Source organism: Dyadobacter tibetensis Y620-1 (assembly GCF_000566685.1).
GTDB classification, from domain to species: domain Bacteria; phylum Bacteroidota; class Bacteroidia; order Cytophagales; family Spirosomataceae; genus Dyadobacter; species Dyadobacter tibetensis.
In genome coordinates, this window is record NZ_AZQN01000001.1 from 1 (window position 1) to 13,469 (window position 13,469).

The following is a 13,469-nucleotide window of genomic DNA, read 5'->3' on the forward strand; positions in this document are numbered from 1 at the left end:
GGGGGCGTCTTAGCTGGCCATATGATTCAACCATTTTAATAATGAATGTTTGCCAGATTTTCCATATTGTTTTTAATAAGCCTTTCTCAGCTGATCTGCCAGCTTGTCGGGAAGTGAACTAATTTCAATTGCCTTAGCTGCTTTTTCAATGTCATACTTTACCCGAATAAAATCCGTCTTAATATAGTCTGAATCAGCTGGGTAAAATGCATTTTTCGGCGATTGATTATCATCAATGTTTTGTTTTCTAAAGTTATTCCATTCCTAGAAGCTTCAAAGAAAAGTAATGATGGGGTTATACGGGCTGTTGTTTTCTTTCAATTAACGCCTATAGAATCTGGCAAGTCAGTCATCAGCAATGGCATGGTAGGCATGAGATTCCATTACTTTTTTAAAAAAAAGTTACAATTTTAGTTACTTGTGAGTTCGATATTAGTCCTAAAAAAAGCTGGATGATGTTCGATTTTATGGCTAATGTATGTGTAGAGTCTTGTGGCTCTAAAATAGTTTGTAAAAGCCTCATCTATATATAAAATAGCAATGTAGAATTATTTAATCGGTAAAATATTAAACCAATCAAGCAGAAAAAATATGAAAAAAATAAATTATGAACAATTATTTGTTGGTGAATTTACTAGAGCCAATTGTATAGCTTTCTAGAAGCTATTGAATTGGGAGTACCATATCTGATATGCTATTGGCGTTTATACAGAACAAATGAGAAGGGAATTCGGAGTAGGGGGGGAACAAGAAATTTACGGTTATTCGGTTCCGGATTTTAAGAATAAGTTATAAATAGGTTATTCGGATTCAAGATCTAAATTTTATCTATCGAATATCAAAAGAAATTTGAGAGGTGATGATGAATTATTTTAGTATTCATTTTGGAAAAAGTGGTTTTATATATAGATTTATGTTTAATTATTTAGATCAAATCTTGACTAAATTGGATTTTTTTGTTGGCTCCCCTGGCCTATATACGACTATAATATAATAGCAAGTGATAATTAATACATGGTTTCGCCTATAGTAGAATAGGACTCACATTAATTATAACCAAGAAAACATCAATCTCATATTTATTAAATATATCTGAACTTCCAATCAGTATTTAAGTTAAGCCCATTTTTACCATTGTATTATGGTTAGGGCCAGATTTAGAGCAAGCGTTAAATGACTTGAATTCAATTTAACCGGTAATTATTGCATACTATTGATGAAATGATATGATCAGAAACTTACAGTAGTTAGAAATTGGTAAGCAGAAATCATTCATATTTCCTGCTGGTTGCTTGTGGTAAAATTGCAGCTGGTGCGATAAATATAAATTTTTCAATTAGCTCGTCTATCTGGGAGCAATCCATACAAGTTAAAACACCCATATTTTGGGATTCGGAGCAGCAAACCTCCGAATATCAATGAATTATTCAATTCACTCAAGAAGTATTTTAATCTATTTTCTTACCTAAATACACTTATAATGAAAAATCACATACTATCAATTGGATTAACATTGGTTTCCGTATCGACTGTTTTAGCTCAATCAAAAATTAAGGATGGTACCGTTTCGGGGACATCTTCCTTACCCAACGCGAATGCTATTTTAGACTTGGAAAGTGCTAATAAAGGACTGTTACTCCCAAGAGTAGCGCTGAGCAGTACGACATTGGCAGCTCCATTAAGCGCTCACGTTGCGGGTATGGCCGTATATAATACTGCAACAACTGGGGATGTAGTACCTGGATACTACTATAATGATGGAAGCAAATGGGTGGCAGGTGTAAGTGCCGCGAGCTCCACAGAGCCTTGGTTTAACCAGGCAACGGATGCGGAAGCAAACGCCAATACCCAGAGTATATACCAGATGGGTAATGTAGCAGTGAATAAAACGGACAATCTTGTTGGTACATCGTTGGATGTGGAAGGAGCAGTTCATGCTGGTACCGGCCATTCGGGCACTGTAGGTTTGAATTCCGCAACTTTTGGTCAAAATAATGTGAATGCAGGGCCTTATTCATTAGTAGCAGGGGGGAATAACGTGCTTTGGGGGACAGGTTCTGCCGTGTTTGGAAGGGATAATAATATTGGTGCTGCCTCCAATGAGGGTAACTGGAGTCTAGTAGCCGGTCTACGAAATCAGCTAGACGCAGGTCCAGCATTTGTTTTCGGGACAGATAATTCTATTGTATCTCACCCCAGTGGAAATACTAGCAATTATATTCTAGGAAATAACAATAACGTTAACGGTCGTTATAATGCAGCCATTGGACGGGATTTAGTGCTAAATACGGGTGATCAGGTCGTATTAGGTAGGATGAACGCAATAAGAACTTCGGGGAATGCCGACCCAAATTCTATCCCTGCGGCAACGGATCCAGTATTACAAGTAGCTGTAGGTAATACGCAAAAAAATGCTATGACAATCCTTCAAAACAGCTTCACAGGTATCGGAATAACTGGTACGGAAGCTGCAGCCAAACCAACTCAAATGTTGGACGTCGGCACGGGCAACGTACGCGTAAGAGATATTAATACAGTGGCCGGAGGCGTCTCCGATAAAATGGTTGTGGCTGATGCCAACGGAGTTTTAAAAACGATGCCCAAGCAAAATACTTTATTAGTTGGTGGAGATTTGTCTGATGCCCTCTCAGTCGTCACCATTACTAATACACCCGCAGCCGCCACTTATAATACTTCATTACTAAATAGTTATAGCATAGTGATCACACAGAAATCCCTGGTTACCTTTTCCTATGATGTGAGTTTTACCGTCAATGATGCGGCTGATAATAAAGCTCGGTTTATCGAAACTTATTTTGATATCGCCAGTAAACCTGCAGGGAGCAACTTAGCCCTCAATAGTGCATTTGCGCATGTACGAGTTCCATATTCTACTGCTACTGGAGGAATTCCGGGTTTTTATCATAATTCAAGCTCCAGTAGGTTGGTATTAGAGCCGGGAACCTATACCGTGAATATAACGGGTGGTTTTTATACACCAGCATCTGGTGGTGGGACCGTCATCTTTGGAGGAGCCGCAAACGATCATGTAACCATAGTCGCCGATCCTAATTTTTAATGAATTATCCACATTGGGTATCCGAATTTTGAGAGGAAAAATCTTAGCTGGTCAGAAAAGGCTTTTCAAGCGCATATTACGTTTTCAGTCTTTCCTGATAGCTCTGTTTGTGATTTAACACCCAGGTAATAAATAACTCTTATTCATTGAAGCGGTCGCTTTTAATCGAAATTAAAAGGTTTTATGCAGACACTTCGATTGTATTATAATGAGAGTCCCTTGGAGAGTCGCTTGGAGTATATTGGGGTTGTTTGGGTTGATGAACTCATTCCTGCTGGATTTTCCTCAATTCGATATAAAGCTTAATTAAAATAGAAGCACTATGAAAAATTTTCCGAGTATATTAATAATGATACTGGTGCTTGCCTTAATTGGTGGGTATGCCAAAGCGCAGGCGCCTGGCTCTGAGACGACATACGGAGGTCCGCTGAGCACGGTCAGTATTGCTCCCGGGGGCACCCATGCAATTTCAATTGCCTTAGCTGCTTTTTCAATGTCATACTTTACCCGAATAAAATCCGTCTTAATATAGTCTGAATCAGCTGAACCCTCCTGTAAACCGAGGTTCAAAATCGTGTAACAAGCCCTTGGGTCACCGTCTTTTGGCTTTCCTATTGAGCCGGCATTTATTATGTGGCGAGGCGTTTTTTCGGCATTTGTCTGAGAAAACAGAACACGATGATAGGGTATATGTGAATGTCCGCAGCACAGAATATCAACTCCATTCGTTTGGAGCATTTCTTCCAGATATTCCTCTGGGAGCTCTTCAATCAGATATTCGTTAACACTGCGTAGACTGCCATGAACCATTGCAAGCTTAAGTGTAATGTCCTTTAGTTTGAATTCCAGAATAATATGTCGGGGTAAAGTCTGTAAATAATTCCTTTCTGAGTCTCCTATCAACTTATAGGCATATTCATTGCTTACCTCTGTACTGCATGCTGCATTGGGCGCGGTGGGAAGCTGAACTTTCAGGTCATGATTGCCTGCAATCGTGGCGATTCGATGTTCACGTATCAGGGCAATCACCTGGTTAGGCCAAACATTATATCCTACCAGGTCACCTAAACAGTAAATGGCATCCGGTTTCTGGCTTTTCAGATCTTCCAACACAGCTTCAAGAGCAGGTAGATTGGCGTGAATATCAGACAATATCGCAATTCTCATATTCCACTACGTAAAGATTGCGCATAGGTATTTGGTAGAATACTATTTTCCACTGCCATGGCAGCCTTTTCAATATCATATTCGAATCGTATGACTTCCACGGAAACAGATTCTCGGTCTGAGGTTGAAGTTGTTTGGTTAATATTCAGGATAACATAAGAACCTCTGGGGTCACCATCTTTGGGTTTGCCCACGGATCCAATATTAATGGCGTGACGATAACGATCATTGCCAAAAGAGTCAGTTGTATGTAGTATCCTATGATAGGGTTTATGTGTATGGCCAAAAAGCATAACGTCGGAATCGGCTTGCTCCATTATCCTGAGTAAACTTTTCTGGTCCCGGTCTTCAAATAGGTATTCATTGATACGTCGGGGACTGCCGTGGACCAAAAGAACCTTTAGCATTTGCTCGTTTAACTGGAATTCCAATTGGATGTGAGCCGGTAAGGTGCGTAGGTATAGCCTCGATTCTTCCTCAATAAGCTCATTCGTCAGGGCTATAGAAATGGCGCCGTTGGCCTTTTCATCTTCTGTTTTGTAGGCGCAGCCGCAGTCATTACTGTTGCGACCTATACCAAAATCGTAGTTTCCTGCAATGGTGGGGATGCGTCTTTTTCGAATTTCTGCTATAACTTCATTGGGCCAAATATTATAGCCAACCAAATCGCCTAAGCAATAAATTGAATCCGTATTGCGCTGATCAACATCCCGGAAAAATGCTTCTAGGGCAGGTAAATTTGCATGTATATCTGAAAAAAGGGCGATTCTCATATATTTTAAGCTTTGGTTTTGTAATATTTTTTTCGCAGCCAAAAAGCGACATTTACTAGGGCAATGAGCGCTGGTACTTCTACTAATGGGCCGATAACCCCCACAAAGGCCTGGCCAGAGTTTATCCCGAATACCCCTATGGCAACGGCAATGGCAAGCTCAAAATTATTCCCAGCCGCGGTAAAGGCAATGGAGGCATTCTGCGCATAGGTAGCTCCTAGTGATCTGGCCATTAAGAAGCTAATCAAAAACATGACTGCAAAGTAGATAATTAATGGAATAGCAATAAGAAGAACGTCTCCAGGTAGCTGCACGATAAGTTCACCTTTCAAACTAAACATTAGGATGATTGTCGCTAATAAGGCTATCAGGGTGATAGGTGAGATGAAAGGGATAAATTTTTTCTCATACCATTCTTCTCCTTTGAGGGCCGTCAGCCCTACTCGGCTGATGATGCCTGCTGCAAAGGGGACTCCCAGATAAATACCTACACTTTTTGCTATTTCGGCGATGGTAATGTTTATATTTAAACCTTTCAATCCAATAAGTGGAGGAAGCACAGTAATAAAGAAATAGGCATAAACACTATAAAGTAACACTTGAAAAACACTATTCAGGGCTACTAAACCTGCCGCATATTCTCGGCTACCTTCTGCCAGTTCGTTCCACACTAAAACCATAGCAATACAACGGGCTAATCCGATTAATATCAGTCCAATCATATATTCCGGATGATTGGGAAGGAAAATAATGGCCAGAATAAACATAAGGGCCGGGCCAACGATCCAATTGAGGACCAATGAAGCCGTCATCACCTTAGTATTACGGAATACTTCTCCCATTTGGTTGTATTTTACCTTGGCCAGTGGGGGATACATCATCAGAATCAGACCAATAGCCAAGGGAATGTTGGTGCTACCATTAGAAAAACTACTGATATATTTTGGTAATGAAGGTAGAAAATTTCCCATGCTCACACCTAGGGCCATGGCCAGAAAAATCCATAAGGTGAGATATCGATCCAGGAATCCAAGCTTCTTACGATTCGCTGCGGGAGCGCAATTATTTGCAGACATAATTCTTAATTAAGGTTTTCTTGAACAAAACGCTGAGCATACATTTTAATCATTTCCCGCACCGCTCGAAACTGCGCTGATATTTCTTCCTCACTGCCAGTAGCTTTTGCCGGATCGGGAAAATTATGATGAAATTTTTGAGAATTGGTCGGAAAGTAGGGACATCGCTCATTAGCATGATCACATACGGTAATGACAAAATCAAAGTCTATATCCTGGTACTCTTCAATATGATTAGAGGTATGAGTGGAAATGTCAATTCCGTCTTGAGCCATAATGGCTATCGCTTTTGGATTCACGCCGTGCGTCTCGATTCCTGCACTATAAATGCTTGCTTTCTGACCAGCAAATTTTCTGAGGTAACCTTCTGCGATCTGACTCCGGCAACTGTTGCCCGTACAGAGTACTAATACTTTTTTCATTGCTTTTTATATACTAAAATGTTCATTTTACTTAATTAACCAACACCAATCCGATGTTACTGTGCACTATGCTTAATTCATATGTCTATTGAACTTCTCATTCAGGTCTGTCACTCCCTGAAAATTCTCTTTAATGAATCTGCCGATCCGCAGATTCTATTCATCGATAGATTTAGATACAAAGGCATATTGAAACGCTTGCTCACCAGAGTGAATATTTTTATTCTTTGGAATGCTGGGTACAGTCTCTTTAATCAGTAAGAAAGTAGCTGCAAAGCCTGGACTCTATTATTTCATGAGGTGTAATGTCGTTAAACCTTATCGGATATATTTGGTTTCAGATGAGTCGGTATTCCGGTCTTACCATTTTCTATAGTTCAGTGGCCTGTTTCTTTCTGGGAACAAAGTTATGACATGTTTTATATATTGCAATAATACGATGGGTTTTTTGCTTTTAATATTTCATCGTATCTTTACGATCTATTAAAAGTCTATTATTTTTTCAAAACAGTGACCTTATGAAGCTTATTTCACTCATCCTATTATTTTTAGTCCCCACCTCCATAATACTAGCTGAGGACCCCATTAAGCAGGTGATATTCAATCCAGGTTTATTAAATTATATTCATCAGATAACTTCTGATTTTTCAACCATTTCAGAGGAAAGGAAAAATGAGTTAGATAAAATAGCCCTTTATATGCAAAATAAAGTTAGTGCTAAGGAGCCCATTAGTCTCACATATATTTGTACCCACAACTCCCGGCGCAGCCATTTTGGTCAGATCTGGGCCGCAACAGCCGCTGCCTATTATTTAATTCCAGAGGTTAAAACCTTTTCGGGGGGGACCGAAGCTACGGCCTTCAATGAAAGGGCGGTTGCTGCATGCACCCGCGCCGGATTTATAATAAAGAAGACTTCAGAAGAGAAGAATCCACTATATGAGGTGCGATTCGCAAGGGATGTGGAGCCCATCAGAGCCTTTTCCAAAAAGTATAATGATGCAAGTAATCCACAAAAAGATTTTTGTGCAATCATGACCTGTTCTCAGGCCGATATGGCCTGCCCAGTGGTAAAAGGTGCTTCTGCACGTGTGGCGGTTCCATATGATGATCCCAAAGAATTTGACGGCAAATCTCAGGAAGCTGCCAAATACGATGAGCGCTGTAAGCAAATTGCAATCGAGACGTTTTATGTCTTTTCTCAGGTAAAGACGGGGACTCCATAAAGTATATTTCTTTCCTTATATGTGATCTATGCATTCTGTTTAATCGCACCCCCTTTCTTTCAAGGTAGGGGGTCAGATATGTATTGTTACGCTTATTGTCTCCTATCCGTAATAGCTGCCATAGTAATTGAGGCCTGGACAAGTCATTGGGTCATTTAGGTCTACAGAGGGTCTTTGCCAAAATGGTATTGGTCTTTGCTAATGTAGTTTTAAGGTCAGCCCCCGGTCTTGCATAAATTTGTATGATTACTTCTTTCGATAGTACCATTCCGATCGATTTGATCGGAATGGTTTACTATGGAAAGGGTTTCCATTGTAAGAACATTGGTACAATCTTCACTTTTATTTATCCTGCTAATATGTTACAACCCTTTAAGCGCATCCTTGGGGCTTCACTTTTTCTTTGGTATTTTGGATGCCATCCGAACACCTATTGCCTGGCGCAATCCAGGGTTACTGTAGACTTTACAACCAAGAGAAGTATAGACGGTTATACATTTCTGGACCGCAATGCCTATTTCAATATGCATCACGGAATTCCCGATACAGAATTTACCGATAAAGAGCGCGAATTCCTGTATAAGGAATTAAGAATTGGTAACGGAGGGAGATCGTTTAGCGGAGTGGGGGGGCTTGGGCATCAGTTGACTCAGTTACCAACGGATGCCATGATGCGGGAGAGTGGGAAATCCAGTCTAGAAAAGGTAAAAGATGGGATAAAATCAGATGGACAACTGATTGTTACGGAACATCCTAGGATGGTTTTTAACGCAGAGGTTCCATTGGATAGCTTGGCAGCCTTTGCGACTCGCTATTTTAAATACTATTATGGTGTTTCCAGGCCACTTCCGCAGTTTTATGAGCCTATGAATGAGCCTTTTGTTCATGCACGTGAATTCGGTAAGGATCCGCTCGCTATCATTGAAAAAATGAGCAACTACCATGCAATTTTAGGACAAATGTTACATCAGCATGTTCCCAATTTAAAAGTGGTAGGCTATTCTTCCGCCTGGCCTGAATACGATCTGCATGATTTTGAGATATGGAATACCCGTATGAAAAAGTTTATGGATATTGCTGGCGCCGAAATGGATTATCTTTCCATTCACCTATACGACGGGGTCAACCTTGCCGGGGAGGTTGCCAAACGATCGGGAAGCAATTCAGAAGCCATTCTGGATCTGATAGAATCGTATTCCTATATAAAATGGAACAAGGTTAAACCTATGCTTATTTCCGAATTTGGAATTACAGGAAAAGGTTGGAGCGATGTGTATAAGGAAGAGAGACTGCCTCTGACCATCAATTCAATGCATAATCTGGTGATGGGCTTTATGGAACGTCCGGAAGTTATCAAACTCAGCATCCCCTTCATAACTGGGAAATCGAAATGGAGGCTTTCCGCTGGTAATACCATACCATATCAGTGGTGTATTTCTCGGCCTTCTAAAACCGATCCTTCTGGCTGGGAATTTACTGCTTTAACTCAGTTTTACGATTTCTGGAAAAATGTGGAAGGGGAGCGTGTGGCCATAACTTCCAGCGATCCCGATCTTGCTACCCAGGCATTTATCAAGGATAAAAAGGCATTTATTATTATAAAAAATCTGGAGCAGGAAGACAGCAGAGTGAATCTGTCCAGCATAACTGGTCCTATGCAAGTTAAAAGTATTGTTCAAAAATCCTGGTCAATCAATCCGGACAGCAGCATATTATATACTGTAGGTAAAATAGAATCTATTCCCGATTATCTGGACTTACCTTCCGAGGGAGCCGTATTATTTGAAATAGAACATAAAGCCAAAGCATCATCGGTGACCAGAAATATTTTATCTGAGAAAAAGTTTTATGCGCGTGAATATATCAAGCCCATTATAGAAGGGAATCCATTGACTTTTAATATTGCCAGTGACGACACCACCTCCAATTTGGCAGAAATACGACTTTCGATTGCACGACAATTGGGCAGATCATTACAACCCTATGTTGAAGTTAATGGAGTGTCTCAAGTGGTGCCCGATGACTGGGCTGGCTATGATCAGGCGTCACGACATGGGTATTTCGGGACCTTAATCATACCTGTTAAGGGAACTGGTATTAAAAAAAATAATACTGTAACTGTTCGTTTCGATGACGCAGACGGGGGACGGGTGAGCTCCGTTGTATTAAAAGCCGTAAAAATTAAAAAGCAATAGACCATTGGGATAGCTAATTCCTCCATTTAAATTTGAATTCAGAATAATGATGAAAAAATTGACAATTTTAGTTCGAACCGTACTTCGCGGCCTTCCTATATCCCTCGTCCTCGTCCTTTGGGGAATGATTGTTGAGGCGCAAAAGCGACCCAATATTATCTATATTATGTCCGATGACCACACCTCGCAGGCTATAGGCGCCTATGGTGGGAGGTTGGCAACACTTAATCCCACACCCAACATCGATCTGTTGGCGAAGGAAGGGATGTTATTTGAGAATGCCTTTTGCACCAATTCAATCTGTACACCAAGTCGGGCCAATATCATGACTGGCCAGTATAGTCAGACCAATGGTGTGCTGGACCTGGATGGTATTTTGCCTCCCGAAAAGCAATATCTACCATTAGAAATGAAAAAATTAGGGTATCAAACCGCTATGATAGGGAAGTGGCACCTTAAAGAAGAGCCGGCTGCCTTCGATTTTTACAAGGTTTTGCATAGCCAGGGAGAGTATTTTGACCCCAAATTTAAAGATAATACGAAAGGGAAATGGCCCAATAATTATACCCATACCAAGGGATATGTCTCCGATGTGATTACCGATCTTACTCTCGATTATTTGGACAAAGTGGATAAGTCGAAGCCATTTTTTTTAATGCATCATCACAAGGCACCACATGACGACTTTGAATATCCCGAGCGTTATGAAACCTACTTGGCCGATACTTTTATTCCCGAGCCTGCCAATATGTATAGCCAACCATTCTTTGGATCGGAAGGAACCCTAGGTCGTCATGGAACATTAAAACATAGAATTGGGACTTCGGTTTCGGGGAGACATCCCTACAGAAGTTACCTCAGACAATACGGCTTGGACACCATTCGGAATGAGGCCGCAGGCACTTCAGCTGCTTACCAGATGTATCTCAAAAAATACTTACGCTGCGTTAAGGGTGTTGATGATAATTTAGGTAGATTGTTTGCCTACCTAAAGAAGAATAACCTCTGGGATAATACTATTATTATATACACGTCAGATCAAGGGATGATGCTGGGGGAACACGACTATATGGACAAACGGTGGATGTATGAAGAGTCAATGCGTATGCCTTTCGTGGTTAAAAATGTTAAATCGGCTCAGGCGAATACACGTACCAGTGCCATGATAAACAATACGGATTTTGCACCCACCCTACTAGAGTTGGCGGGGGGGAAGATACCTACTTATATGCAAGGAGAAAGTTTTACCAAGGTTCTGAAAGAACCTAAAGAGCAATTCCGTAAATCGACTTACTATCGCTACTGGATGCATTTGACACATCATGATATTCCAGCTAATTTCGGATTGCGGACGGACAAGTACAAATTGATTTTCTATTATGGAGCTCATTATTTGCCTGAGCTTTATGGACAAAACACAATGGCCTGGCATAAGGATCCTAGTAATTCCTATCATTTTGAGCCCACTCCTGCCGCCTGGGAGTTTTATGATTTATCGTTGGATGCCGAGGAGACAATTAACCGTTATAAGGATCCCCGGTATAAGGATATAATAGCCGACATGAAAAAGGAATTGATGGCTCAGCGCGAGAAATATAAGGAGACAGATACGCAATATCCCCATATCCAAAGTGTAATTGAGAAACATTGGAACGACTAAAATATAATGAAATGAATACTGATAACTTGAGAAGATATTGCCTGACACTAGACTTGGTGGAGGATGAAGCATCCATAGCTAAGTATCGGTGGCATCATGAACCGGAGAACCAATGGCCAGAGATTAATGCCAGCATACGTGAGGCCGGAGTAGAATCCATGGAGATTTACCTACTTGGTGAGCGGATGTTTATGATCATGGATGTTAATGATACATTTTCGTTTGAAAGAATGAATGAAATTAATCAAAGGCCCATATCGGTAGAATGGGAAAATCTTATGTGGGGTTTTCAGAAAGCCATTCCAGGAGCCAAGCCTGGAGAAAAATGGGTATTAATGGAACAAATATATAAGCTGCCATCATGAAAAACCTTTCGAAAGAATTTTGCCCTCAGAGGGAGATTTTCGATTTCCCTGAAAAGGCTCTTTTCTTCGGTACCGGAGTTTTACTACGGGGACTCCCTCTTTACTTTATAGACAAGGCTAATAAAAATGGTGTCTTTAAGGGGAGGGTAGTGGTTGTTAAATCTACAGATAAAGGAGATATTTCGGCCTATGCTCGACAGGACAACTGCTTTACGACGGTGGTTCGGGGAGAAGAGAAAGGCAAGTCTATCATGGAAAATGAGGTGAATTATGCCATCAGTAGAGTCCTTACTGCAGCTGATGAATGGTCCGACATATTAGAGTTCGCCCGTTCTCCGAATCTCAATTTGGTGGTCTCCAATACCACAGAAGTGGGTATCACTTACGTAGATGAGGATTTTATGGCAGGCCCTCCTAGCTCATTTCCGGGTAAATTATTGGCGGTGCTTTATGAGCGGTATCAGGCTTTTAAGGGAGATCCTGCCAAAGGTTTGGGAATTGTGCCCACAGAGCTTGTATCCGAAAATGGAGATCAGTTAAGGCATATTTTGCTTCGTCATGTGGAGCGAAATGGTTTGGAGACTGGCTTTCGGCATTGGCTGCTTACGGCCAATCACTTCTGTAATTCCTTAGTGGATCGAATTGTTCCAGGAGAAATTAAAGGCGCATTAAAGGATAAATTAGAAGCTGAATTGGGTTATCAAGACGATCTTATGATCATGGCTGAACCCTATCGCCTCTGGGCTATTGAGGGTGATGCGCAGGTTAAAGAACTATTGTCTTTTGCCCAAATAGACGAAGGCGTAAAAGTGGTTCCGTCCATTGCTGATTATAAAGAGTTAAAATTACGATTGTTAAATGCGCCTCATACATTTTGTTGTGGGGTAGCTTACCTAAGTGGGCATAGTTCGGTGAAAGCAGCCATGAAAGACAGCAACTTCGTTCATTTCATGGAAGGCATCATGTCCCAGGAAATTGCACTATGCCTTCCCAAGCATATAGAAAAAGAGCAGATTAAAGCCTTTTCTGAAACGGTATTAGATCGCTTTAGAAATGAATTTCTCGATCACCAATGGCTTTCCATCAGTACGAATTACACCACCAAGATGAAAATGCGCTGCGTGGGTCTTATTGAAAACTGGTATCAGAATAGTGCTGAAGTGCCCCACTATATGGCTTTTGCCTTTGCCGCCTACATCCGGTTTATGAAAGCTGTGGATAGGCAGGGGAATGGCTTTCAAGGCGAGGCTAGCCAGGGCTGTTACACCATCAACGATTCTGAAGCGAGTCTTTTGGCTTCTATTTGGGCGGATGCGTCTTTAAATATGTCTGCCAAAGTTCAGGTGATTTTGAGTCAGATAGGCCTTTGGGGTAGTGATTTATCCTCCCTTCCGGGGTTTGCAAAAACCGTAGAGAGGTATTTAGAGCATATGTTGGCAGACCGCCCCATTACTCTAAAGGCCTGGAAAAATATTGTTGCGTAAGAGACAGATTGTCTAGCAAGAA

The 13,469-nt window shown here is 41.0% G+C and carries 11 protein-coding genes; 7 read left to right on the forward strand and 4 right to left on the reverse strand.

Annotated features, from left to right (window positions below; all coding sequences use genetic code 11):
• Positions 1-1,480 precede the first annotated feature (1,480 nt).
• Complete coding sequence (locus tag X939_RS23745; RefSeq protein WP_025761171.1) at positions 1,481-3,079, forward strand: phage tail-like protein; 1,599 nt, start codon at positions 1,481-1,483, stop codon at positions 3,077-3,079.
• A gap of 306 nt (positions 3,080-3,385) precedes the next feature.
• Here the strand turns inward: X939_RS23745 and X939_RS0100015 are convergent, their stop codons facing one another.
• The 4 genes from X939_RS0100015 to X939_RS0100030 are packed head-to-tail and all read right to left on the reverse strand — an operon-like array spanning position 3,386 to position 6,517.
• The gene (locus tag X939_RS0100015) at positions 3,386-4,246 is read right to left on the reverse strand and encodes a metallophosphoesterase family protein (RefSeq protein ID WP_025761172.1); all 861 of its coding nucleotides are present in this window, start codon (positions 4,244-4,246) and stop codon (positions 3,386-3,388) included.
• Positions 4,243-5,019, reverse strand: a complete 777-nt coding sequence (locus X939_RS0100020) for a metallophosphoesterase family protein (protein WP_025761173.1) — start codon at positions 5,017-5,019, stop codon at positions 4,243-4,245. Before X939_RS0100020 ends, X939_RS0100015 begins: the two co-directional genes overlap by 4 nt.
• Before the next feature lie 5 nt (positions 5,020-5,024).
• Positions 5,025-6,095, reverse strand: coding sequence for an ACR3 family arsenite efflux transporter (arsB, locus tag X939_RS0100025; RefSeq protein WP_025761175.1), 1,071 nt, complete (start codon positions 6,093-6,095; stop codon positions 5,025-5,027).
• Positions 6,096-6,100: 5 nt separating this feature from the next.
• Positions 6,101-6,517, reverse strand: a complete 417-nt coding sequence (locus X939_RS0100030; RefSeq protein WP_025761176.1) for an arsenate reductase ArsC — start codon at positions 6,515-6,517, stop codon at positions 6,101-6,103.
• An 81-nt stretch (positions 6,518-6,598) separates the two neighbouring features.
• Here X939_RS0100030 and X939_RS23525 point away from each other — a divergent pair, with 81 nt between their 5' ends.
• The 6 genes from X939_RS23525 to X939_RS0100055 all read left to right on the forward strand — a co-directional run bounded on the left by X939_RS23525 (position 6,599) and on the right by X939_RS0100055 (position 13,447).
• Positions 6,599-6,778 carry a hypothetical protein gene (locus X939_RS23525; RefSeq protein WP_131694692.1) on the forward strand — a complete coding sequence of 60 codons (180 nt, stop codon included), beginning with the start codon at positions 6,599-6,601 and terminating at the stop codon, positions 6,776-6,778.
• A gap of 257 nt (positions 6,779-7,035) precedes the next feature.
• Positions 7,036-7,743: an arsenate-mycothiol transferase ArsC gene (locus X939_RS0100035; RefSeq protein WP_025761177.1), complete on the forward strand. Its 708-nt coding sequence runs from the start codon at positions 7,036-7,038 to the stop codon at positions 7,741-7,743.
• A gap of 242 nt (positions 7,744-7,985) precedes the next feature.
• Positions 7,986-9,938, forward strand: coding sequence for a hypothetical protein (locus X939_RS0100040; RefSeq protein WP_025761179.1), 1,953 nt, complete (start codon positions 7,986-7,988; stop codon positions 9,936-9,938).
• Between the two features lie 46 nt (positions 9,939-9,984).
• Positions 9,985-11,598: a sulfatase family protein gene (locus tag X939_RS0100045; RefSeq protein ID WP_025761180.1), complete on the forward strand. Its 1,614-nt coding sequence runs from the start codon at positions 9,985-9,987 to the stop codon at positions 11,596-11,598.
• 11 nt (positions 11,599-11,609) lie between these two features.
• Positions 11,610-11,963: an L-rhamnose mutarotase gene (locus X939_RS0100050; RefSeq protein ID WP_229235894.1), complete on the forward strand. Its 354-nt coding sequence runs from the start codon at positions 11,610-11,612 to the stop codon at positions 11,961-11,963.
• Positions 11,960-13,447 carry a tagaturonate reductase gene (locus X939_RS0100055; protein ID WP_025761182.1) on the forward strand — a complete coding sequence of 496 codons (1,488 nt, stop codon included), beginning with the start codon at positions 11,960-11,962 and terminating at the stop codon, positions 13,445-13,447. Before X939_RS0100050 ends, X939_RS0100055 begins: the two co-directional genes overlap by 4 nt.
• The last annotated feature ends 22 nt before the right edge of the window (positions 13,448-13,469 follow it).